Genomic DNA, 25,164 nt, shown 5'->3' on the forward strand with positions numbered 1-25,164 from the left:
GTCAGCCGGGCTCGGGCTCCGGCCGCAGCGTCGCGGTCCGGAGCCCGGTGAGGGTCAGCGCCAGTGCCAGCGCGAGGACGGCGCTGACCGTCCCGTACAGGACGATGGCGGCGCCCGGGGCGAGGTACCGGCCGAGCGCTCCGGCGCCGAGCGACCCGATGGCGCCGCCGCCCGTCTCCTGCGCCGACCACAGCGCGTTCACCCGTCCGAGATGCGAGTCGGGCGTGTGGGACTGGATCAGCCCGTACCGCAGGATCTCCTCGATCGACTGGACGAACCCGTAGACGAACAGGATCGCGACGGCGAGCGCCGGGTGACGGGCGAGGCCGAGGCACGCGAGCGCGACGAATCCGGAGACGGACGCGACGAGCAGCGCCAGGCCCGGCGCCCGGGCCTGGCCGGCCCAGCCGCTCGTCAGGGAGGCCAGCACCGCGCCGCAGGCCGGCGCGGCGAACAGCAGCCCGACCGTGGTGGCGCCGCCGTCCAGGCTCCGGCTCGCGAACGCCGGCATCAGGACGGGGATGCCGCCCGCGACCATGAACAGCAGGCCGAGGAGCATCAGCGACCCGACGACCCGATGCGAGGCGACGAAGCGGAACCCGTCCCAGACGGACCTCAGCGGATTGGCGTCCGCCTCCTCCACGGCGGCGGGCCTGAGCTGCGGCAGCCCGGTCAGCAGCGCGAGGGTGCCGAGCGTCCCGGCCGCCGCGGCCGCGTAGTTCCAGCCCACGCCGAACGCCGACACCACGAGCCCGCCGAGCGCGGGGGAGGCCATCGACCCGAGCCGGACGGTCAGCGCGTTCAGCGCCCCCGCCGCGACGAGCTTGTCGGGTGCGACCAGCGCCGGTGTCGCGGCCAGCAGCGCGGTGATGCTGACGCCGGTCATCAGCCCGTCCCACGCCGCCAGCGCGTACAGGGCGGCCAGCGAGGGGGCGGGCAGGAACGCGTTGAGCGCCAGCAGGACGAACCCGATCCCGGCCGCCGCCCTCGCCCGCAGCATCAGGCGCCGCCGGTCGTGCCGGTCGGCCAGCACCCCGCCCCAAAGGAACCCGGCGAGGAGCGCGAAGCCCTCGGCGGCGGACACCCCGCCCACGTGCACGGTGGACCCGGTGAGGTCGTACACCTGCACCGGAAGGGCCACCGCCAGCATGCCGATCCCGAAGACCGAGACGGTGCGGGCGATGAACACGTTGCGGAACGGCCTGCTGTCGCGCAGCGGCCCGACGTCGATGACCAGTCGCCGGAGCATCCTCGGGGTTCTCCTCTGCCGATCGAGTAGCTAAGGTTAGCCTAGCCTTAGTTGATCGTGAGAAAGAGGAGCCGTGCAGCGGACGCTGATGAACGGGAAGATCCACCGAGCGACCGTCACCCAGGCGGACCTGCACTACGTGGGCTCGCTGACGATCGACGCCGACCTGATGGCCGCGGCCGACATCGTGGAGGGCGAGCAGGTCCACCTCGTCGACATCGACAACGGCGCCCGGCTCGTCACCTACGCCATCACCGGCGAGGCGGGCAGCGGCGTCATCGGCGTCAACGGCGCGGCCGCCCGCCTCGTCCAGCCCGGCGACCTGGTGATCATCATCACCTACGCCGGCGTGGAGGACCCGTCCCGGCACGAGCCCCGCGTCGTCCACGTCGACGCCGCGAACCGCATCGTCGCCCTCGGCTCCGACCCGGCCGAGCCGGTCCCCGGCGCCCCCGCCCAGCTCGCGGGGCGGTGACCGTGGACGGCCTCACCCCCTGGCCCGCCGACCTCGAAGCCCGCTACAAGGCCGAGGGCCACTGGACCGACCGCCTCCTCGGGGACGTCCTGCGCGGCGACCCGGCCGCCCCGGCCCTCGTCGCCGGCCACGACCGCCTCACCTACGCCGAACTGGACGCCCGTGCCGCCCGCACCGCCGCCGGCCTCCTCGCCCTGGGCCTGCGACGCGGCGACCGCGTCGTCGTGCAGCTTCCGAACACCGCGGGCTTCATCGTCGCGTTCCTCGCCCTCGTCCGCATCGGCGCCGCGCCCGTCCTGGCGCTCCCCGCGCACCGCGAGAGCGAGATCCGCTACCTCTGCGAGCTCTCCGAGGCCCGCGCCTACATCTGCGCCGACCGCGACGGCGACTTCGACTACCGCGAGCTGGCCCGCACGCTCCCCGTGGAACACGTGATCGTCGAAGGTGAGGCCGAGGAGTTCACGTCTCTGGCCTCCATCGACGCCGAGCCGGCGGCGGCCCCCGCCCCCGCCCCCTCCGACGTGGGCGTCTTCCTGCTCTCCGGTGGCACCACCGGCCTTCCGAAGCTGATCCCACGGACGCACCGCGACTACGTCTACAACCTGGAGGCCAGCGCCGAGCTCTGCGGCTTCGACCGCGACACCGTCTACCTGGTCGTCCTCCCGGCCGCGCACAACTTCGCCCTGGCCTGCCCCGGCATCCTCGGCGTCTTCGCCACGGGCGGCACGGTCGTCCTCTCGCCCTCCGGCTCCCCGGACGAGGCGTTCCCCCTCATCGAACGCGAGCGTGCCACCGCCTGCGCGGTCGTCCCCCCGATCGCCCTCCTCTGGCAGGACGCGGTGACCTGGTCGGACGAGGACATCTCCTCCCTGAAGCTGCTCCAGGTGGGCGGCGCCAAGCTCGCCGCCGAACGCGCCGCCGAGATCCCGGACGCCCTGGACTGCCAGCTCCAGCAGGTCTTCGGCATGGCCGAGGGCCTCCTCAACTACACCCGCCTGGACGACCCGCGCGACCTGATCGAACGGACCCAGGGCCGCCCCCTCTCCCCGGCCGACGAGATCCGCGTCGTCGACGAGGACGGCAAGCAGGTGGCCCGGGGCGAAGTGGGCGAACTCCTCACCCGAGGCCCCTACACCCTCCGCGGCTACTACCGCGCCCCCGAGCACAACGCCCGCTCCTTCACCCCGGACGGCTTCTACCGCACCGGCGACCTGGTCAGGGAGCTGCCGTCCGGTCACCTCATCGTCGAGGGCCGCGAGAAGGACCAGATCAACCGGGGCGGCGACAAGATCTCCGCCGAGGAGCTGGAGAACCACCTCCTGGCCCACCCGGCGATCCACGACGCGGCCGTGGTCGGCATCCCCGACGCGGTCATGGGCGAGCGCACCTGCGCCTTCCTGGTCATCAGGGAGGGGGGGAAGGCGCCCGGCCTGCGCGAGATCAAGGACTTCCTCCGCACCCGCGGCGTCGCCGCCTACAAGCACCCCGACCGCCTGGAGACGGCGGCCGCGTTCCCCCGGACGCCGGTCGGCAAGATCAGCAAGAAGGAGCTCGCCGCCCGCTTCCGATGAGATCGTCACCGGTTCGTCGACCGGTGTTACCCGTTTCACGCGAACGCCGCCGCCGGGGTCGGCATCCTAATGGACAATCATGTCTATTAGGCGAGGAGACCTTTTGTGGCACCCGATCCGCTGGGACCCGGTGATCCGACGAGGCTCGGCGACTACCTTCTCGCAGGCCGGCTCGGCGCCGGCGGGCAGGGTGTCGTGTACGAGGGGTACGGCCCGGACGGCGTGCGGGTCGCGGTCAAGGCGCTCCACGGCGACTACTCCGCCCTGCACCGCGACCTGTTCGTCCGCGAGGTCGAGGCGGTGCGGCGCGTCTCGCAGTTCTGCACGGCGCGCGTCCTCGCCGTCGACCTGGACAACGCGCTCCCGTACGTCGTCAGCGAGTACGTCGCGGGTCCGAACCTCCAGCAGGCCGTCGAGGAGGACGGCCCGTACAAGCCGGACGACCTGTACCGGCTGGCGGTCGGGATCGCGACCGCGCTGACCACCGTCCACCGGGCGGGCGTCGTCCACCGCGACCTGAAGCCCGCCAACGTGCTGCTGGGACCGGACGGCCCCCGCGTCATCGACTTCGGCATCGCCCGCACTGAGGACATGTCGCAGAGCGCGACCGGCATGAAGGGGACGCCCCGGTACATGGCGCCCGAGGTGTTCCAGGGGAAGACCCCCGGGCCCGCCGTGGACGTCTGGGCCTGGGGCGCCACGATCCTGTTCGCCGCGTCGGGCCGCACTCCGTTCGAAGGCGACTCCCTGCCCAAACTGATGCACGCCGTGCTGAACACCGAACCGGACACCTCGATGGTCCCCGAGCGGCTGCGGCCCATGGTCGAGGCCGCGCTGGTCAAGGACCCGGGGCGGCGCCCCGACGCGCCGGGCCTGCTCCTCGACCTGCTCGGCGGACGACCTGACGCGGACCTTCTGGAGCAGGGGGAGCGGGAGGCCCGCGCCGTCCGCGTACCCCGGGCCGCGCCCCCGCCACTGGGCGAGCGCGCCGAAGCGGTGATGTGGAGCCTCGCCCCGGAGGCTCAGCAGGCCGTCCCGCAGATCCTGCTGCGGATGGTGTCGGCCGGAGACGACCTCGTCCGCCCGGCGACGCGCGCCGAGTTCAGCGACGGCCGCACGCCGGAGCCCGTGATCGACGCCGTCCTCTCGGCGTTCACCCAGGCCGGCCTCACCCGCTGGGACGGGCAGCGCCTCACCCTCGCCTCCCCGGCGCTGCTCCGCGCCTGGCCGCGGCTCCGCGACTGGGCCGCCGCCGAACGGCCGGGCCTGGACGTTCACCAGGAACTCGCCGAGGGTGCGCGGCTGTGGGACGCGCACGGCCGCAAGGCCGGCGACCTCCTCCAGGGGACCCGCCTCGAACGCGCCATGACCTGGGCCGTCGGCGGCGGCCGCGCGCTGCGGCCGAACACGCTGGAGCAGGCGTTCCTGGACGCCGGGCGCGCGTCCGTCCGCCGCCGGTCAACCGTGCGGACGGCGGTGTCCGGGGTCCTCGCCGTCCTGCTGCTGGTGACGGTGGTCGCGGGCGTTCTCGTCTTCCAGCAGGGCCGCACCGTGGCGCGGCAGCGCGACGACGCGGAGGCGCGTCGCCTGGCGGCCGTGGCGATGTCCACCCGCAAGAGCGACCCGCGGACGGCGCGCCGTCTGGCCATCGCCGCCGGTGCCCTCTCCGACACGAAGGAGACCAGGGAGGCGCTGGTCGCGCTGCGGTACCAGTGGGAGAGCGACGTCTTCACGCCGCCCGGCGTGAGCGCGACGACCCGGCGCCAGCCGTCGCCGGGCGGCCGCGTCCTCGCCGTCGTGGACGCCGGAAAGGCCAGCGTCTGGAACATCGACACTCACACCAGACTGCACGAGTTCAGCATCACCGGCGCCGGCACTCTCGACCTCGTCGTCACCGACGACGCGCGCACCATGGTCACCTGGGCCGACGACGGGACGGCCCGCGTCTGGGACACCTCGTCCGGCAAGGAACGCGGCAGGCTGCCCATCGGCAAGGCCGGCGCCAACGCGACGGTCTTCGACGGGATCGACCTGAGCCCGTCCGGACACCTCCTGCTCGCCGGCAACCGCGACGCCCGCACCGTCTGGGACCTGCGGACCCTCCGGCAGGTCCCGCTGAGCTGGACACGCCCGAAGGACGGCGTCGAGATCCTCACCGCCGACGCGGGCGACCAGCTCGTCGCGGGCGTCACACCCCAGGGCGCGGTGCACGTCGACCAACTGGCGGCCAGAACGACGATCGCGCTGCCCCGCCTCAACAAGGCGCTCAAGGGAAGGTACGTCAGCGCGGCGAAGGTGAGCCCCGACGGTTCGCTGCTGGCCATGGCGAACGCTCCCGCCACGGGCAAGAAGGCGGAGATCCTGATCTGGAAGCTGGGTGCGGACGAGCAGTACCTCAGGCTCGCGCCCGCGAACACGTACGGCGCCCTCGCCTTCAGCCAGGACGGCCGCTATCTGGCGCAGGGCAGAACCATGTGGCGGCTCAAGGACGGCGGCGCCACCCAGTCCACCCCCGACGAACCCGTGATCCGCTACGCGCCGAACGCGGACTGCGCCCTGGTCCGCTTCGTCGAGCAACGGGCCCTGCGCTGCATCGAGCCGGCGACCGGACAGATCTCGTCCCTGGACATCAGCACCTTCCTGAGCACCAAGGTCATCCAGGGAAGCGGTCTGTTCCAGAAGACGACCATCTCCGCGGACGCCTCGACCATGGCGTACCGCAGCGGAGGCTCGGTGCACTTCTGGGACGTCCGGCGAAAGAGCGCCGTCAACCGGGGGTTCAGCCTCTCGTCCGACTACGAGTACTCCGGCAACGGCAACGATCTCGCTGTCAGCGCCGACGGCGGGCGGCTCGCCATCTACAAGAACGCCCGCACGGTCACCATCACCGACGCCAAGAAGTTCGCAAAGCTCGGCGACGTGACGCTGCCCCAGCCCGCCGACAGGATCCAGGCGATGGCCCTGTCCCCGGACGGCCGCGGTCTGGCCCTCCTGGTTCGCCGCGGCACCGCGGGAGAACTCCAGCTCTGGGACGCGAAGACGTTCCGGCAGATCCGCGCGGTGCCCTCCTCAGCCGACACATTCGTGAAACGCATCGTCTTCCGCCCGGACGGCAAGGCCCTGATGACGGACGGCAAGTCCGGCCTGATCGAGCATCCGTCCGGCCGCGTCCTGGCCAGAAGCGACGACACCTTCCTCAGCACCCTTCTCACCATGAGCCGTGACGGCCGAACGATCGTGAGCGCCGAGGGAACCGAGACGGACCAGAAAGTCCTCCTCACCGACGGCAGGACGCTCCGCTCGCGCGGCCTGATCCTGCGCGGCCACAAGGGCTACGTCAGGGCCGCCGCGATCTCCCCGGACGGCACCCTCCTCGCCACCGGCGACGCACTCGGTCAGATCCGCCTGTGGGAGGTCGAATCCGGCCGCCCCTACGCACTGCCCCTGACCGGCCACCAGACCGAGATCAGCGCCCTGGCGTTCTCCCGGGACGGCAAGTCCCTCACCAGCGCCGCCGAAAGCGGCACCGTCCTCACTCACGACCTGGCCCCCGCCCAAACCAGGGCGGCCCTCTGCCAGAGCACCACGGGCGGCCTGACAAAGAAGGAATGGAACCAAGCCCTCCCCACCCTCGACTACCGCCCCACCTGCCCCGAATGAGCGCCAATGCGCCGATCTCAATGGCGAGACCGGCGCAGCGGGCGTAAGCCGGAAGCGTCCAGGCGCCCTCGTCCGAGCCACAGACGAGGGCGCCGATGACGATCCCGTGGCGGCCTGGACGCTCCCGGGACACCCTGCTGCATGCGCCAAGTCGGGTCGGCGTGTGCTGTTCGAGGAACTGGAAGTGCGGGTACAGAGCGCTGAGGGTGCCAACGCAACGATGAGTCTGACGGCGCCCACAGGTCTACCTCCCGAACCCACGCAACCAACTCATCGGGAGCAAGACATGGGCCTCATCCACATAGAGCTGTTCGCGACCCTTGACCTCGTCGGGCAGTCGCCCGGCGGCCCCGACGAAGACCCGGTGGGGTTCCCGTTCGGCGGCTGGCAGGCGCCCCTCCTGGACGAGGCCACCGGGGCGCAGATCGGTGCCGCGTACGAGGGCACGGACGCCCTCCTGCTCGGCCGGCGGACGTACGACATCTTCGCCGCCTACTGGCCGCACCAGGAGGGCGGCGAGGACAACCAGATCGCCACGCTCTTCAACAGCGTCCCGAAGTACGTGGCCTCCCGCGGCAGGCCCGACCTCTCGTGGGCCGGTTCCACGCAGCTCGGCCCAGACTTGGCAGGCGCGGTGCGTGAGATCCGCGACCGGCACGAGCACATCAAGGTCGTCGGAAGCCTGAACCTGGTGCAGACCCTCCTGCGCGACAAGCTCTTCGACCGTCTCGACCTCTGGGTGCACCCGATAGTGCTCGGCGTCGGAAAGAAGGTCTTCGACGGCGGCGAGGTCCCCACGAACCTCACCCTCCTCGAACCACCGTCAGCGGCCTCGAACGGCACCGTGTACCTACGGTACGGGCTGGCCGACGGCATCCCCGCGACGGGCGACATGACCGCACCCGACCGCGACACCTGAAGCCATCCCGCGTCTAGGACCGAACCACCGGCCCCCAGCCGTCAGGGCCCGACCAGCATCGCACCTGGCGCCTCCGCTCGCGGGTTGCCAGGTTTCTGGATGCCTACCGGGCGCTTGATCGAACGGCGGGGAGGTGGGCCTCCCCGCCGCCAGGTCAGTCAGAGCCGGACTTCCGGCCCTGGAACTTCGTCGTCCCACAGGAGGCGACGAGGATCAGGCCGATCGCCACCAGCCCGAGAGGGCCGGGAGCCGTCTGTGCCACGAGCATTCCCATCAAGGTCCCGGTGAGGGTCCGCAGCGGGAGGAGCATCGCGCTCGTCGACGCCAGTAGTCCTCGCTCGTAGGCCTTCGTCATGACGACGCCGCCGAGGAGCGCACCGAGTATTCCGCTGGCCGCACAGATCAGCAGGTAGGGCCAACGGTCGGCGGTCATGCCATCCCCACCACCTTCCATGGTCCACGCGCCCACTGCGAGGATGGCGAAAGCGGGGATGCCGGAAAGGGTGTTGGCCTTTCCCTTGATGCTCAGATCGAGCATCTCCATTCGCTTCTGCATGAAGGCATACGTGGCCGCCCCGATGGTCAGGATTCCCACACCCGGGATCCAGCCGGGAATCGGCTGATCCAGGATACGGATGCGCGGGACGGCATCCGAGAAGACCCCTCCGGTCGCGCCGGGAACCGTGTCCCTCGCAAGGGCCCAGGTCCCCAGCACGGCCAAAATCGGCCACAAGGCGGTCGAGTAGGTCTTCTTCCGGACGTCTCGAAAGACATCTGCGCCGAAAATGAAAGCCGCGCTGAACAAGAACGACAGCGGTTGTATGACCTCCAGCCGGACCCACCTCAGAACGAACTGGAAAGTCAGACTGTTCGTTCCCAGAGCGGAGCCCAGCAGGATGGCCTGCTTCCAGACGGACCAGCGGCTCCGCAACGGCGGCCTGTAGACGTACCAGAAGACCGGCGTTCCGGAAGCAACGATGACCAGCGCCGTCGTCACCGGTCCGACATGTTCGGTTACGCCGACGGCCACCAGCAGGTAGCCGTTGACAGCGCCCGTCAGGTTGGCGAAGACCGCCATCGCGAGCACTTTCCCATCCGCGGCGCGAAGGCCGCCTGCCGGCGACCACAAGCGCGCAAGAGGTCCTGCGGCAAAATCTCGCAGGCGCCCTTTCTTCCTATTCACGAGATCCCCTTTGGTTTGCGGGGGCGCACAAAGGAATCTCGAGATCATCACTCCCGGTCCTCTGTTGCGCCCGCTACTGCGAAGCAACTCGAGAGCCGGGATGGCTCTTCAGTTTGTGGTTCTCCCCCTTAGTCTATCAGCAGGGGCGGCGAGTCGCTTATAAACGCGACATTGGCGTACAAAGCGATGCCGAGAAGGCGGAGCTCGTCGCGCAGTTCGACGCTCAGAAGCTCGCTTACGCGGGCAGTCCTTAGGTGACGGCGGCTGTGATGTCAGGTCAGGAACCGGGGGCCGGTGCTCGGAGTCGTCCAAGTGCACGACTACAACCGCGGGCCTTTTGACTCGGCACGGGAAAGGTGTCCACGTGGCGGCGTTCGTGAGACTGGAAGAGGAGGGCCTGGCTGTGCCAGGACCCTTGGTGTGGCAAGTGACGGTGGATGACCGTCACCTGCGTTAGGCCACTGCGAAGCCGGCGGGCTGGGCGTCCGGTTCGTCGCTGGAGACCTCAACATCGTCGGCAGACCGCTTCCGGCAGTCCGAAAGGCTGGAGTCGGCCCCGAGAGGCCCTCTGCGCCTCCACTCGACCTCAGTCGCGTCGTAGTCGCCGATGCACCTGCGGGGCACGTGGACGTGACCGGGTCCTGAGCGAGGTCTCCGCGCGCGGAATCAGCGTGCAGGTTGAAGGCCATCGAGCGTGAATACCTGGGGCGAGGATCGAGGCGAACGCCGAGGCCGCCTTGCTATGCCCCATCCGGTTGGCAATGGGGGCACCAGACCGTTCGGCGGCCGGAGAGGCGGCGGCTTTCCAGAGGGGTGCCGCAGCGGGGGCAGGTAGGGGCCGGGGTGTCTCGGGCTCCGGTCAGCCAGGTTCTGCGAGGCGGGACGCGTGCGGCCTTGATGGAGTCGTGGAGGACGCGGCGCATTGCCCGGTGGAGGGTGGTGAGGTCCGGAGCGGTCAGGTCGCGGGCGGGGCGTAGGGGGTTGATGCGGGCTCGCCAGCAGATTTCGTCGGCCAGGAGGTTGCCCAGGCCGGCGATGACCGCCTGGTCCGTGAGGGTCGTTTTGAGGCGGCCTCGGTGGGCGCTGAGGGTGGCGGCCAAGTCGTCGCGGGAGAGGTTCAGGGCGTCCGGGCCGAGGGTTTCGAGAGTCTCGTCGGCCTCCTGAGCGGTGGCGGCCAAGCGGACGCCTTGGAGTTTGCGCATGTCGCGGTACCGGAGTTCGCCGTCGGGGAGTTTCCAGACGACGCGGTCGTGACGGTGGCGCGGCTCGTCCGGGCGGTGCCAGGTGAGTGAACCCGTCATGCCGAAGTGGAGCAGGACGACCGGGCCCTGCGCCGGGGCGAGCAGCCACTTGCCGTGGCGGTGCGGCTCCTCGAAGCGGCGGCCGCGCAGCGCCGTGCGCAGGCGCCGGGCGGTGACGCCGCGCAGGACGCCGGGGTCGAGCACCGACACCGAGGCGATCGGCTCGCCGGTGTGCTCGGCGAGCACCCGGCGGAAGCCTTCGACGTCAGGAAGTTCCGGCATGGCGGGTTCCTACCCCGCCACGAGTTCAGGACCGCGGGACGACGTGCGGCGCGATGCTGGAGAGCTTCTCGCAGGTCTCCTCGTATTCGCGGTCGGGGGTCGAGGCGCTGACGATTCCCGCGCCGGCGCGCAGCCACGCCTGGCCGTCCTCGGCGTAGAGGGCGCGGAGGACGAGGGCGGAGTCCAGCGCGCCGTCATGGGAGACGGTGACGACGGCCCCCGAGTACAGGCCGCGGCGTTCCTCCAGGCGGGTGATGGCCTCGATCGCCTCGGGCTTCGGGATGCCGGACGCGGTGACGCCGGGGAAGAGGGCGTCCAGCGCGTCCCACGCGGAACGGTCGGGGGAGAGGGTGCCGCTGACGCTGGAGCCCAGATGCTGGACGCTCCCGCGCTCCTTCACCGTCATGAAACCGGTGACGTGGACGGTGTCCTGGTCGCAGACCCGGTACAGCTCCTCCTGCGACGTGCGGACGGAGACGGCGTGCTCGTAGATCTCCTTGGGGTCGGTCTCCAGGTCATGGCGGGTGCGCGCGTCGGTGTCGGCGCCGAGGCCGAAGGCGCGGGTGCCGGCCAGGGGCTGGGTCATGACGTGCCCCGCGGCGTCGACGCTCGCGAGCACCTCCGGGCTGAACCCGGTGGCCTGGAAACCGCCCAGTTCGAGCAGGAACGAGCGGGCCGGGGTGTTGGCCTCGCGTCCCCGGACGTAGGTCGAGACGACGTCGACCGGGTGAGGGATGTCCAGCCGGCGCGACACGATCACCTTCTGGTAGCGGCCCGCGTGGATCTCGGTCACGGCCTCGGCAACGCGCTCACGGTAGGCGCCGCCGACTCTGACGTCGACGGGGGAAGGCTCGCCGACGGAATGGCCGTCCGGCCTGGCCAGGAGCTTGGTGACCTGCTCGATGTCCGTCTCGTCCACGCCGGTGACGGTGACGCGGCCGTGCTCGGCCCGTACTTCGGTGCGGGGGACGATCAGGTGCGCGAGCCTTCCGGCGGGGCGAGGAGCGGCGAACTCGAACGCGATCCAGCCGTAGGCGTTCCAGGCGGGCAGGGGCGCGGCGGCGAACGTGTCGCGGAGCGCGTCGGCGGGGCGGCCCGTCCAGGGACGGGTGATCGGGACCTGGCCCGGCCAATGGGCGTGGACGGCGTCGGCGTCGAGGACGACCTCGGCGAGCATCCCTCCCGCGAACGTCCATGAGCCGGGCCGCTCGTAGACGACGTAATCGCCGAACAGGCCCGATCCGGCCAGGCGGGCCATGAGGGCGAGCGGCGCCGAGGCATGCTCGACGACCAGCTCGACGGGGTTCGCATGGGTGTGCAGACCAGTGGACAAGGTAGCTCCCTCTCGTGGCCGGAAGGTCAAACTTAGGTAAGGCTAACCTTGCACGTTTTTTATAGGCAAGGCTAACCTAACCGGCGGTGGCGAAGCCGACGACGAAAGAGTTGAGCGTGGAGCAGACGACGACGGCGGCGCGGCGGCGCGAACTGATGCGGCGGATGATGGCCGAGGCCGGGCTGGGCGCGGACACCGCCCGACTCGCGCCCCGGGGGTCGGACGGACCGGCCCCCCTGTCCTACGCGCAGCAGAGCATGTGGCTGCACCACCGCGCCTTCCCGGACAGCCCCGCCTACAACGTCTGCCTGCTCGTCCGCATGTCCGGCCCGCTCGACGCCGGGGCCCTCCGCGAGGCGCTGCGGGCGCTGATCCGGCGGCACGCCGTCCTCCGCACCGTTTACGCGGACGGCCCGGAGCAGCGGGCCGTGCAGATCGTCGCGGACGACGACTCGCTCGACCTGCCGCCGGTCCGGTGCGCGGACGCCGGTGCGCGGGCGGCGGAGCTGGCGGCGCTCCCGTTCGACCTGCGAGCCGACCGGCCGATCCGGCTGGAGCTGCTCAGACTCGGCGAGGACGAGCACGCGCTGGTGCTCGTCGTGCACCACATCGCCTGGGACGGCATGACCTGGGGCTCGCTCTCGCGCGATCTCTCCGCGCTCTACCGCGCCGCCGTCGCCGGCGCCCCGGACGAACTGCCCTCGCTGGACGTCCAGTACGCCGACTACGCCGAGTGGGAGCAGCAGCGGTCCGTCGCCGAGGACGACCTCGCCTACTGGCGCCGACGCCTCGATCCGCCCCCCGCTCCGCTCGACCTGCCCGCGGACCGTCCGCGCGGCGCGGTCGTGTCCGAGCGCGGGGGACGGCGGGCGCGCCGCTTCGACGACTCCGTGACCGAGGGCATGCGGAGGCTCGCCGCCGAGGAGAACCTCACCCCGTACATGGTGATGACGGCCGCGTACGCGGTCCTGCTGCACCGCTACACCGGCTCCGACGACGTGGCGATCGGGTCGTCGGTGATGAACCGTGAGCACGCCGAGGTGGAGCGGCTCGTCGGAAACTTCGGCAACACGCTCGTGCTGCGCACCGACCTGTCCGGGACGCCGACGTTCCGAGAGGCGCTGCGGCGGGCCGGGCGCACGGTCACCGAGGCCTTCGCGCACCAGGCGCTGCCGTACGACCGGCTCGTCCAGGAACTGCGGCCCGCGCGCGGGCGCGGGCGCTCGGCGTTCTTCGACACGATGCTGCTGTTCCTCGCCCAGGAGATCGGTGAGCTGGACCTGCCCGGCATCGCGTCGAGCTGGACGCACGTCCACAACGGCACCACGCACTTCGACCTGTCGCTGGAGGCGTTCGTCCGGCCGCAGGGCATGACGGTCGAGGCGACGTTCCGGCGCGAGCTGTTCGAGGACGAGCGCATCGACGCGCTGCTCGCCCACCTGGAGACGCTTCTGCGCGCCGCGCTGGCCGACCCCGACCGGCCCATCGGCGCGCTGGAGGTCATGGGCGCGGACGAGCGCGCCCTGATCGGCGAGGCGAACGCCACCGACCGCGCCCTGCCCGCGACCGACGTCGTCGCGCTGTTCGAGGAACAGGCGGCCCAGGCTCCGGACGCCACCGCGGTCGAGGCGGGTGACACCGCTCTCACCTACGCCGAGCTGGACGAGCGGGCCTCCGCCCTGGCCGCCGAGCTGCGCGCCCGAGGCGCCGGGCCGGAGAGCGTCGTCGCGCTCGCGCTGCCGCGCACGCCCGACCTCCTCGTCGCCCTCCTCGGCGTCCTGAAGGCGGGGGCCGCCTATCTGCCGCTGGACCTCGACCATCCCGCCGACCGGCTCGCCTACATGCTGGACGACGCCGGGCCGCTCTGCGCGATCGTCACCGGCGACACCGCGCCACTCCTTCCGCACGGGACGGACCTCCTCGTCCTCGACCACCCACTTCGCAACGCCGGAAACACCCGGCCCGCGAGCCCGCGTCCGGACGACCTCGCCTACGTCATCTACACTTCCGGCTCCACCGGACGCCCCAAGGGCGTGGCGGTCCCGCACGGCGCGCTCACGAACTTCCTGCTCACGACCCGCGCCCGGCTGAACCTCGGCACCGGCGACCGGCTCGTCGCCGTCACGACCATCGCGTTCGACATCGCCGCCCTGGAGATGTTCGTCCCGCTGATCAGCGGCGCGACGGTCGTCCTCGCCGACCGCGGCACCGTCCGCGACCCGGCAGCCCTCGCGAAGCTCCTGGCGGACGCGACCATCGTCCAGGGCACCCCGTCGCTGCTCGGCACGCTCGACCCGGAAGCGTTGAAGGGCCTGCGCGTCCTGGTCGGCGGTGAGGCGCTGCCGCCCGCGCTCGCCGCGTCGCTCGCGGAGTCCGCCACGCTCGCGACCAACATGTACGGGCCGACCGAGGCGACGATCTGGGCGACGTCCGCGGACCTCCCCGCGGAGGGCATCGGCACCCCCTTCTGGAACACCCGCGCCCACATCCTGGACGCCGCCCTGCGCCCGGTCCCGCCGGGTGTCCCGGGTGAGCTCTACCTGGCGGGCGCGCAGCTCGCCCGCGGCTACGTGGGCCGCCCCGACCTCACCGCGGAGCGCTTCGTCGCCGACCCGTCCGGCCCGCCGGGATCCCGCATGTACCGGACGGGCGATCTCGCGCGGCGCGCCCGCGACGGGTCCGTGGAGTACCTCGGCCGCACCGACGACCAGGTCAAGATCCGCGGGTTCCGGATCGAGCCCGCCGAGGCGCAGGCCGTGCTCGCCGCGCAGCCCGGCGTCGCGCAGGCCGCGGTCGTCGTCCGTGAGGATCGCCCCGGCGATCCCCGTCTGGTCGGCTACTACGTGCCCGCCGAGGGGCTCGACGAAGCCGCCCTGCGCGGCGCGCTCGCCGGAGCGCTGCCCGAGTACATGGTGCCGTCCGCCCTCATCGCCCTGGACGGCCTGCCCCGGACGGTCAACGGCAAGCTCGACCGCGCCGCGCTGCCCGCCCCCGAGGCCGAGGTGTCGGGACGGGCGCCGCGCGACGCCCGCGAGGCCGCCCTCTGCGCGATCTTCGCCGAGCTGCTCGGCGTCGAGGGCGTCGGCATCGACGACGACTTCTTCGCGCTCGGCGGGCACTCGCTGCTGGCGGCGCGCCTCGCGGCCAAGGCCCGGACCGTCCTCGGAGCGGAGCCGTCCATCGCCGACGTGTTCGAGGCGCCGACGGTCGCCGCGCTCGCGCCCCGCCTGGTCGCGACCGACGCCGTCCGCGTCCGCGACGTCGCGCGCCCGGAGATCGTCCCGGCGTCGGCGGCGCAGCGCGGCCTCTGGCTGGAGGAGCGGCTGCGCGGCCCCTCCGCCTCCTACTCGCTGCCGCTCGGGATCCGCCTGCACGGCCCGGTCGACGAGGCCGCCCTCGACCAGGCGTTCGCCGATGTCGTCGCCCGCCACGAAGCACTGCGCACGCTCCTCGTCGAGGGACCGGACGGCCTGCCCGTCCAGCGCGTCCTCGCCCCGGACGTCCCCGTGCGCCTTGCCGTCGTCGACGCGCGGGACGAGGCGCCCGAAGGGCGGGCGGCCATCGAGAAGGCCGCCACCGCGCACGTCTTCGACATCGGACGCGACCTCCCCGTCCGCGGCACCCTCGTCCGGACGGGCGACGCCGACTGGTCGCTGATCCTGCTCCTGCACCACGCCGCCGCCGACGAGTGGTCGTTCACGCCGCTGCTGGCCGACCTCGCCCGCGCCTACGAGGCCCGCCGGGACGGACGGGGTCCCGGCTGGGGGCCGCTGCCCGTCCAGTACTCCGACTACGCGGCCTGGCAGCGCGAGGCGGCCCCGGGCACCGCGCCGCAGCTCGACTTCTGGGAGGAGACGCTCGCCGGGCTGCCCGAGGAGACCGTCCTGCCCTTCGACCGGCCCCGCCCGGCCGAGGCGAGCCGTCACGGCGGGCTGGTGCCGTTCCGGATCCCGGCGGAGGGGGCGCGGCGCCTGGCCCGCGACACCGGCGCCAGCGTGTTCATGGTGCTGCACGCCGCCGTCGCCGCGCTGCTCCAGCGGTCCGGCGCGGGCGACGACATCGCCCTCGGCTCCCCGATCGCGGGACGCGCCGACGAGGACCTCACCGACCTCGTCGGCGTCTTCGTCAACCCGCTGGTGCTGCGCACCGACCTGTCCGGCGACCCGACGTTCGCCGAACTGCTCCAGCGCGTGCGGGCCGCCGACCTCGCCGCGTTCTCCCACGCCGACGTCCCGTTCGAGCGGGTCGTGGACCGGCTCGCCCCCGAACGCTCCCTCGCCCGCAGCCCGCTGTTCCAGGTGATGATCGTCCACCAGCGGCTGGACGACGTGCGGCTCGCGCTGCCCGGGGTGCGCGCGGAGCCGTTCCTGCCGGAGACCGGCGGCGTGAAGTTCGACCTCGACCTGTACTTCGCGGAAGCCGACGACGAGGTCGAGGGGTTCGCCGCGTTCGCCGCCGACCTCTTCGACGCCTCGACCGTCGAGCGGCTGATGGACGACCTGAGTGCGCTGCTCGCCCAGGTCACCGCCGATCCCGGCCGCCGGCTGTCCTCCCTCGGCGCGCCCGTCGAGCACCCCGACACCGCGTGCGAGCTACCCGCCCAGACCGTCGCCGAGCTCATCGAGGCGCAGGCCGCGCGGACTCCGCACAAGACCGCCCTGGTCTTCGGCGACACCGTCCTCACCTACGCCGACCTGGACCGCCGCGCCGAGGCCCTCGCCGACCGGCTCGCCGCCGCCGGGGCGCGCCCCGACGAGGTCGTCGCGCTCGCGCTGCCCCGCTCGGACGAGTTCGCCGTCGCCCTGTTCGCCGTGCTCAAGACAGGTGCCGCCTACCTGCCGATCGACCTGTCGTACCCGCCCGCCCGTACCGCCGCGATGCTCGACACCGTCCGGCCGTTGCTGGTCCTCGGGCGCGACGAGCCGCCGTCGGACCCGCCCCGCCGCGAACGCCCGGACGTCCACCCCGACCACACGTCCTACGTCGTCTTCACCTCCGGCTCGACCGGGAAGCCCAAGGCCGTCGCCGGCACGCAGCGGGCCCTGGTCAACCGGCTCGCCTGGGGCGCGGGCCTCGCCGCCCCCGGCATCCGCGCCGCCAAGAGCTCGCCCGCGTTCATCGACGGGACGACCGAACTGCTCGGCGGCCTCGTCGCGGGCGACACGGTCGTCATCGCCGACGACGAGACCGCCGCCGACGCCGTCGCGCTCGCCGACTTCATCGAACGCCACGGCATCGGCCTCGTCACGCTCGTCCCGAGCCTGCTGGCGGCGCTCGCGGACGGCGGCCTGCCGCCCTCGGTGACCACCTGGATCAGCAGCGGCGAAGCGCTGCCCGGCGCCCTCGCCGACAGGGTGCCGGCGCGGCTGGTCAACCTGTACGGGTGCTCGGAGGCCGCCGGGGACAGCCTCATCGCCGAGGCGGGCGGGCTGCGGCCCATCGCCAACACCCGCGCCCACGTCCTGGACGCCGCGCTCCGCGAAGTCCCCGTCGGGGAGCTGTACCTGGCGGGCGACGGACTGGCGCGCGGATACCTCGGCGACCCCGCCCGCACCGCCGAGCGGTTCGTCGCGAACCCGTTCGGCCCGCCCGGCTCCCGCCTCTACCGCACCGGGGACCGCGTCCGGCGCCGCCCGGACGGCGGGCTGGACTTCCTCGGCCGCGCCGACGAGCAGATCAAGATCCGCGGCTTCCGGATCGAGCCGGGGGAGGTGGAGTCCGCGCTCGCCGCGCAGCCCGGGGTGCGGCGCTCCGCCGTCGCCGCGCACGGATCCCGCCTCGTCGGCTACGTCACCGGCGACGCCGAACCGGAGACGCTCGACGCCGCGCTGCGCGCCCTGCTGCCCGACTACCTCGTTCCCGCCGAACTGGTCGTTCTGGACGAGCTTCCCCTCAATCCCAACGGGAAGGTCGACCGGCGCGCCCTCCCCGAGCCCGGACGCCCGGCCGGCGGGCGGGCCCCGGCCACCGAACCGGAACGCGTCCTCGCCCGCCTCGCCGCGAGCGTCCTCGGCCGCGACGCCGTGGGAGCCGACGACGACTTCTTCCGCACCGGAGGCGACAGCATCAGCGCGGCGCTCCTCGTCGCCCGCGCCCGCCGCGCCGGCCTCTCGTTCACCGTGCGGGACGTCTTCCGGCTGCGGACCGTCGAAGCCCTCGCCCTCACCGCCGCGCCCTCCGAGACGAACGAGCCCGCCCGAACGGCGGACCCTGCCGGCGGGCTACCGCTGTCGCCGCTCCAGGAAGGGCTGCTCTACCACCTGATGCTGGCCGGCGAGGACCGCGACATCTACGTCCAGCAGGCCGTGGTGACGCTGTCCGGGCCGGTCGATCCCGAGCGGATGGCGCGGGCGGTGCGCGCCACGCTGGAGAAGTACCCCAACCTCCGCGCCGGGTTCCGGACGGACGGCGACCGCGCGGTCCAGTTCGTCCCGGACGACTTCGAGACCCCGTGGACGCACGCCGACGTGGCCCCGCACGAGCTGGAGGCGTTCGTCGACGCCCAGCGCGCCGAGCCGTTCGACCCCGCCGCACCGCCCCTGATCCGGTTCGCCGTCGCCCGCCTGGCCGAGGACGACCACCGGCTGGTCCTCACCTCCGAGCTGATCCTGCTGGACGGCTGGTCCGGCGGCCTGCTGGTCACCTCGCTGCTCGGTGCCTACACCGACGCCGCCGCCGAGGCCCGCCGCCCCGTCCCGCCCTTCCGGGCGTTCCTCGACTGGGTGAACGGCCGCGACAGGGGCGCCGCGTCGGACGCCTGGCGCCGCGCGCTCGACGGCTTCGACGAGCCCGCCCTCGTCCGGCCGGGCCTGGTCGACGCGCCCGCCGACCTGGCGGGCGCCGGCGAGGTGCACCGCGCGCTGCCCGCCGGGCTCGCCGAGCGCCTGGACGAGGTCGCACGGGACCGGGGCGTCACGCCCGGGACCCTCTTCCAGACCGCGTGGGGCCTGGTCCTGATGGGCCTGACCGGACGCGACGACGTCGTCTTCGGTGCCTCGGTCTCCGGCCGCCACCCCGACGTCGACGGCGTCGAGTCGATGGTCGGACTGCTGTTCAACACCGTCCCCGTCCGCGTGCAGGCGGGCCCGGCGGACGCCCTCGCCGAGGTGCTCGACCGGGTCCAGGCCGCGCAGTCCGAGCTGTTCGACCACTCCTTCGTCGCGCTCGCCGACGTCCAGCGCGCGACCGGGCTGGGCACCCTCTTCGACACGCTGTTCGTCTTCCAGAACTTCCCGGGCATGCCGACCGACCGCGCCTTCGGCCCGGACGGCGACCTGCGGGTTCTCGGGCGCGAGGTGCGCGACGCCACCCACTACCCGATCACCATGGTCGTCGAGCCGGACGCCGGTCTGCGCGTCATGTACCGGGGCGACGCGTTCACCGAGGCCGAGGCCGAGCGCGTCACCGACCGCTACGTCCAGGTCCTGCGGCGGCTCGCCGAGGCGCCCGGAACCCCGTGCCACGGCCTCGACCTTCTCGTCCCGCAGGAGCACGACCGGCTTCGGCGCGACTGGGACGAGACGCGCCGTCCCGTGCCCGAGCTGACGGTCGCGGAACTGCTCGCCGAGCGCGCGGCCGAACGGCCCGGCGACCCGGCGCTCGTCTCGCTGCCGGACGTCCGCCTGACCTACGGCGAGTTGAACGCCGAGGTCAACCGGCTCGCCCGGCTCCTGCTCGCCCACGGAGCGGGCCCCGAGAAGGTCGTCGCGCTCGCCCTGCCGCGCTCGGCGCAGATGGTCGTGGCCCTGTTCGCCGTCCTGCGCACGGGTGCCGCCTACCTGCCGCTGGAGCTCGACTACCCGGCCGACCGGCTCGACTACATGCTCCAGGACTCGGCCCCGGTCTGCCTGGTCTCGCACCGCGACATCGCCGCAGGCCTCACCCACTCCGGGGCCACCCTCGCCCTGGACGACCCGGCGACCGCGCGGGCCCTCGCCGCGCTGCCCGCCCACGACCTGGCGCCGGACGACGTCCCCGGGTTCGCGCCCGGCACGCCCGGCAGGCTCGACCACCCCGCCTACGTCATCTACACGTCCGGCTCCACCGGTCGGCCCAAGGGCGTGGTGACGCCCTACCGGGGCCTGACCAACATGCAGTTCAACCACCGCGCCAACATCTTCGACCCGGTGGTCGCGTCGGCGGGGCGGCGCCTCCGCATCGCCCACACCGTCTCCTTCTCCTTCGACATGTCGTGGGAGGAGCTGCTCTGGCTCATCGAAGGCCACGAGGTGCACGTCTGCGACGAGGACCTCCGCCGCGACGCCCAGGCCCTCACCGCCTACCTGCGCCAGCACGAGATCGACGTCATCAACGTGACGCCGACCTACGCCCAGCAGCTCCTGGAAGAGGGCCTCCTCGACGGCGGGCACCGGCCGCCCCTGGTCCTCCTCGGCGGCGAGGCCGTCCCGACGGCGGTGTGGGAGCGGCTCGCACGCGCCGACGGCGTCCTCGGCTACAACCTCTACGGCCCGACCGAGTACACGATCAACACGCTCGGCGGCGGCACCGAGGACAGCGCCACCCCCACCGTCGGCAAGCCGATCTGGAACACCCGCGGGTACGTCCTGGACTCCTGGCTGCGTCCCGTCCCGCCCGGCGCGCCCGGCGAGCTGTACATCGCGGGCGCCGGGCTGGCGCGCGGCTACCTCGGACGCGCCGACCTGACCGCCGAGCGCTTCGTCGCCGACCCCTCCGGCCCGCCCGGAGCGCGCATGTACCGGACGGGCGACCTCGTGCGCGTCCGCGACGACGGCAACATCGACTTCCTCGGCCGCACCGACGACCAGGTGAAGATCCGCGGCTACCGGGTCGAGCTGGAGGAGATCGAGACCGCGCTCGCCGCCGAGCCCGGCGTCGGCCAGGCCGCCGTCGTCGCGGCCGAGACCGGCGTCCCCGGCGTCAAGCGCCTCATCGGCTACGTCGTCCCGGACGGCTCCCGCGACGGCGCCGCCGAAGAGCAGCTCGCCGAGTGGCGGCAGATCTACGACACCGAGTACACCGAGGTCGGCACGGTCGTCCATGCCGAGGAGTTCGCGGGCTGGGACAGCAGCTACGACGGCGCCCCCATCCCGCTGGACCACATGCGCGAGTGGCGCGAGACCACCGTCGAGCGCATCCGCGCGCTCGGCCCCCGCCGCGTCCTGGAGATCGGTGTCGGCGCGGGCCTCCTCCTCACCCGCCTCGCGCCCGGCAGCGAGGAGTACTGGGGGAGCGACTTCTCCGAGCCGGTCATCGCCAAGCTCCGCGCGGACCTCGGCGGGGGCGCCGCAGAGCCCGCGTCCCGGGACTGGCAGGCCGTCGGCTCCGGCTCGCCCGTCCGCCTCAGCTGCCGGCCCGCCCACGACACCGGCGGCCTGCCCGCAGGCCACTTCGACACCATCGTCGTCAACTCGGTGGTGCAGTACTTCCCCGGCGCCGCCTACCTGGAGGACGTCGTCGCCAAGGCGATGCGCCTGCTCGCCCCGGGCGGCGCCCTGTTCATCGGGGACGTCCGCGATCTGCGCACGGTGCGCTGCCTGCACGCCGCGGTCCAGCTCGGACGCGGCGGGGGCGATCTGGACGCGATCGAGCGCGCCGTCCGCCTGGAGAAGGAGCTCCTCCTCGACCCGGCCTTCTTCACCGCGCTGGACGGCCCCGCCCGCGTGGACGTCCTCGTCAAACGCGGCATCCACCACAACGAGCTGACCCGCCACCGGTACGACGTCGTCCTGCGCAAGGACGCGGCCCCCGCCCCGCCGGCCCCGGCCATCGACTGGACCGCCCTCGACGATCTCGGGAACAGGCCGACGGGACCGCTGCGGGTCCGGGGCATCCCCGACCCGAGGTCCTCCGGCGAGGTCGCGGCGCTCCGGGCGCTGCGCGAGGGGGCCTCGCCGGACGAGGCACGGGCCGCGCTGGCCTCGGCCCCGGAGGGGATCGAGCCCGAGACGCTGCACGAACTGTTCCCGGACGTCGTGCTCACACCGTCCGACCAGGCCGGCCGCTATGACGCCGTGTTCGGCGGGGGAGCGGCGTGCCTGCCGGCCGAGCCCGGACGCGCGCCCGCCTCGTATGCGAACGACCCGGTCGCCGCGCGCGACCACGGCGTGCTGGCCGCGCGGGTCCGCGAGAGCCTCAAGGCGCGCCTGCCCGGATACATGGTGCCGAGCGCGATCATGACGCTGGACGCGCTGCCGCTCACGGTGAACGGCAAGCTCGACCGGCGCGCCCTGCCCGATCCAGGGCAGGACGGCCCGCGCCGCACGGGACGGGCCCCGCGCACCCCCGTCGAGCGGCTGCTGTGCACGCTGTTCGCCGAGGTCCTGGACGCGCCCGGCGCCGGGATCGACGACGACTTCTTCGACCTCGGCGGCCACTCGCTGCTCGCGACGAGGCTCGTCGGCAGGGCCCGGGCGGTGCTCGGCGCCGAGCTCGCCATCCGCGACCTGTTCGAGGCGCCGACCGTCGCGGAGCTGGCCGGGCGCCTGCACCGCGGCGCCGAGGTGCGGGCCCGGCCCGTCCTGGAACCGGGGGAACGGCCCGAGCGCGTGCCGCTGTCGTCCGCCCAGCGGCGGCTGTGGATGCTCGACCAGCTGCTCCGCGAGGACGACGGGCCCCGCGACGCCTACCACCTGCCGCTCGCGGTCCGCCTGCTGGGCGACCTCGACCTCGCGGCCCTGGAGGCGGCGATCGGCGACGTCACCGCCCGGCACGAGAGCCTCCGGACGGTCTTCGCCGAGCACGATGGCGTCCCCTACCAGCGGATCCTCGACCCGGACGAGGTGCGGCCCGTCCTGGAGGTGGCGACCTGCGCGCCCGAGGACGTCATCGCCAGGCCGTTCGACCTCGCCGAGCAGATCCCCCTGCGGGTCGCGGTCTTCCCGGAAGGCGAGCGGGAGCACCTGCTGCTCGCCGTCTTCCACCACATCGCGTTCGACGAGTGGTCGTTCGGGCCGTTCGCCGGCGACGTGGCCGAGGCGTACGCGGCCCGGCTGGACGGCAAGGAGCCCGCCTGGGAGCCGCCGCCCGTCCAGTACGCCGACCACGCCCTGTGGCAGCGGGAGCTGCTCGGCGACCCGGCCGACCCCGGCAGCGTCCACGCCCGCCAGCTCGACCACTGGGCGCGGGCGCTCGCGGACCTGCCCGAGGAGATCCCGCTGCCGGTGGACCGGCCGCGCCCCGGCACGGTCGGGCAGCGCGGCGGCACCCTCACCGCCGACCTGCCGCCCGGCCTCACCGGCCGGCTCGGGCGCGTCGCGCGGGACGCGAACGCCAGCATGTTCATGGTCTGCCAGGCCGCCGTCGCCGCGCTGCTGCACCGCATGGGCGCGGGCGACGACATCCCCCTCGGAAGCCCCGTCGCGGGACGCACCGAGGAGGCTGCCCGGGACCTCGTCGGCTTCTTCGTGAACACGCTCGTCCTGCGCGCCGACGTGTCCGGCGACCCGGCGTTCGCCGAGCTGCTCGCCCGCGTCAGGGAGGCCGACCTCGCCGGGCTCGCCCACCAGGACCTGCCGTTCGAGGCGGTCGTGGAGGCGCTGCGCCCGCGCCGCGTGCCCGGGCGCAACCCGCTGTTCCAGGTCATGGTCGGGTACGAGAACCAGGGCGTCGGCGACGTGCTGTTCCCCGGCCTGGAGCAGCGGGAGGCGCTGTTCGGGCCCAGCTCGGCGAAGTTCGACCTGGACTTCATCTTCCGGGAGGGCCCGGACGGGCTCCGGCTCATCGTCGACTACTCCGCCGACCTGTTCGACCGCGGCACGGTCGCCGCGCTGGCGGAGGGCCTGATCGCGCTGCTCGCGGCCGTCGCCGACGACCCCGGCGTCCGGGTCGCCGCGCTGCCTGCCGTCCTGACCGCCCGCGCCGTGACCGCCGAGGCGGCCCCGGAGGCGGCGCGCCGGGGCGACGAACGGGAGGCGGCCCTGTGCCGGATCTTCGCCGCGGAGCTCGGGGTCCCCGAGGTCGGCCCGGACGACGACTTCTTCGACCTCGGCGGGCACTCGCTGCTCGCGATGAAGCTGGTGCGGCGCGTCCGGCGGGAGCCCGGCTGCGCGGATCTGAAGATCGCGACCCTGATGGCGGCGCCCACCGTGTCCGGCCTGCTCGCCCGGCTCGCGCCCGCCGGCGGGAAAGAGGCGGCTCGGCGGGAGTGAGGCGGCTCATACCCGCCCGGCCATTGCCTAGTTAGGCAAGGCTAACCTAATATCCCTGATCAACACCTCCGGCTTCCCCTCCCCCCAACATGGAAGGTCCGCTATGCGCACCACGATGCGGCGCCTGACCGTCGCCGCCGCGCTCGTCCTCGGACTCGGATCGGTCGCCGCCTGCGGCGACGACGAGCCCACCGGCGGCTCCGGCGGCTCCGGCGGTGCGGCCGGGGCCTTCCCGGTCACCGTCGCCCACAAGCTCGGCTCCGCGGAGGTGAAGGCCGCGCCGAAGCGGATCGTCGCGCTCGGCGAGGTCGACCAGGACGCGCTGCTCGCCCTCGGCGTCACGCCCGTCGGCATGGCCGAGCTCACCGGCGTCCAGCCCGACGGACTCGCCCCCTGGAGCGCGCCCGAACTGACCCGCGACAAGCCCAAGCTGCTCAAGGCGGGCGAGGCGGGCTTCAACCTGGAGGAGATCGCCGCGCTGCGGCCCGACCTGATCCTCGCCGCCGGCGACTTCGCCATCGACAAGGAGTACGGCAAGCTCTCCAAGCTCGCGCCGACGCTCGCCTACCAGAACGGCCCCGCCGAGGACTCCTGGCAGCAGATCACCCAGCAGGTCGCCGCCGCGATCGGCCGTCCCGAGGACGGCAGGAGACTCGTCGCCGACGTCGAGGCGAAGATCGCCGGGGTGAAGACCGCGCACCCCGAGCTGACCGGCAAGGAGTTCGCGTTTACCAGCGTCTTCCCCAACGGCAACATCGGCGTGATGAAGTCCGGCGACGACACGAGCGTGAAACTGCTCCAGCAGTTCGGCATGACGCTGCCCGAGTCGCTGAAGAAGCTGCCCGGCGACGGGTTCGCCGCCGAGCTGAGCATGGAGAAGGTCTCCGTCCTGGACGTGGACGTCCTGCTCAGCCACTACAACGACGATCCCGCCACCCAGAAGAAGATCGAGGGCAACAAGCTGTTCGCCGGGCTCGGCGCCGTCAAGCGCGGCTCGTACGTGGCGCTGGACCTGAAGTCGTTCTGGCCGCTGCGCACCCCCACCCCGCTCGCCGTCCCCTACGTGATCGACCAGGTCGTCCCGCAGATCGCCAAGGCCGCGAGCGCGGCCAAGCCCGCCTGA

10 protein-coding genes are annotated in these 25,164 nt (G+C 73.0%); 6 read left to right on the forward strand and 4 right to left on the reverse strand.

Going from position 1 to position 25,164, the window contains the following annotated elements:
• Nucleotide 1: 1 nt before the first annotated feature.
• Nucleotides 2-1,249, reverse strand: coding sequence for an enterobactin transporter EntS (gene entS, locus BJ999_RS19305; RefSeq protein WP_179834582.1), 1,248 nt, complete (start codon nucleotides 1,247-1,249; stop codon nucleotides 2-4).
• Between the two features lie 73 nt (nucleotides 1,250-1,322).
• Here entS and panD point away from each other — a divergent pair, with 73 nt between their 5' ends.
• From panD to BJ999_RS19325, 4 genes are all read left to right on the forward strand, one after another.
• Nucleotides 1,323-1,724: an aspartate 1-decarboxylase gene (panD, locus tag BJ999_RS19310; protein ID WP_179834583.1), complete on the forward strand. Its 402-nt coding sequence runs from the start codon at nucleotides 1,323-1,325 to the stop codon at nucleotides 1,722-1,724.
• A 2-nt stretch (nucleotides 1,725-1,726) separates the two neighbouring features.
• Nucleotides 1,727-3,295, forward strand: coding sequence for a (2,3-dihydroxybenzoyl)adenylate synthase (locus BJ999_RS19315; protein ID WP_179834584.1), 1,569 nt, complete (start codon nucleotides 1,727-1,729; stop codon nucleotides 3,293-3,295).
• Between the two features lie 105 nt (nucleotides 3,296-3,400).
• Nucleotides 3,401-6,955, forward strand: coding sequence for a protein kinase domain-containing protein (locus BJ999_RS19320; protein WP_179834585.1), 3,555 nt, complete (start codon nucleotides 3,401-3,403; stop codon nucleotides 6,953-6,955).
• A gap of 286 nt (nucleotides 6,956-7,241) precedes the next feature.
• Nucleotides 7,242-7,874 carry a dihydrofolate reductase family protein gene (locus tag BJ999_RS19325; RefSeq protein ID WP_179834586.1) on the forward strand — a complete coding sequence of 211 codons (633 nt, stop codon included), beginning with the start codon at nucleotides 7,242-7,244 and terminating at the stop codon, nucleotides 7,872-7,874.
• Between the two features lie 154 nt (nucleotides 7,875-8,028).
• Here the strand turns inward: BJ999_RS19325 and BJ999_RS19330 are convergent, their stop codons facing one another.
• The 3 genes from BJ999_RS19330 to BJ999_RS19340 form a co-directional block, all read right to left on the reverse strand.
• Entirely contained in the window at nucleotides 8,029-8,952 is a 924-nt protein-coding gene (locus BJ999_RS19330) for a DMT family transporter (RefSeq protein WP_179834587.1), read from the reverse strand.
• A gap of 845 nt (nucleotides 8,953-9,797) precedes the next feature.
• The gene (locus BJ999_RS19335; protein ID WP_179834588.1) at nucleotides 9,798-10,580 is read right to left on the reverse strand and encodes an Fpg/Nei family DNA glycosylase; all 783 of its coding nucleotides are present in this window, start codon (nucleotides 10,578-10,580) and stop codon (nucleotides 9,798-9,800) included.
• 25 nt (nucleotides 10,581-10,605) lie between these two features.
• Entirely contained in the window at nucleotides 10,606-11,913 is a 1,308-nt protein-coding gene (locus BJ999_RS19340; RefSeq protein WP_229810548.1) for a salicylate synthase, read from the reverse strand.
• An 86-nt stretch (nucleotides 11,914-11,999) separates the two neighbouring features.
• On the opposite strand from BJ999_RS19340, the gene BJ999_RS19345 reads away from it, so the two are divergent.
• Complete coding sequence (locus BJ999_RS19345; RefSeq protein ID WP_179834589.1) at nucleotides 12,000-24,041, forward strand: non-ribosomal peptide synthetase; 12,042 nt, start codon at nucleotides 12,000-12,002, stop codon at nucleotides 24,039-24,041.
• A 103-nt stretch (nucleotides 24,042-24,144) separates the two neighbouring features.
• Nucleotides 24,145-25,164: an iron-siderophore ABC transporter substrate-binding protein gene (locus BJ999_RS19350; protein ID WP_218935134.1), complete on the forward strand. Its 1,020-nt coding sequence runs from the start codon at nucleotides 24,145-24,147 to the stop codon at nucleotides 25,162-25,164.

The sequence above is a fragment of the Actinomadura citrea genome (genome assembly GCF_013409045.1).
Taxonomy (GTDB): domain Bacteria; phylum Actinomycetota; class Actinomycetes; order Streptosporangiales; family Streptosporangiaceae; genus Spirillospora; species Spirillospora citrea.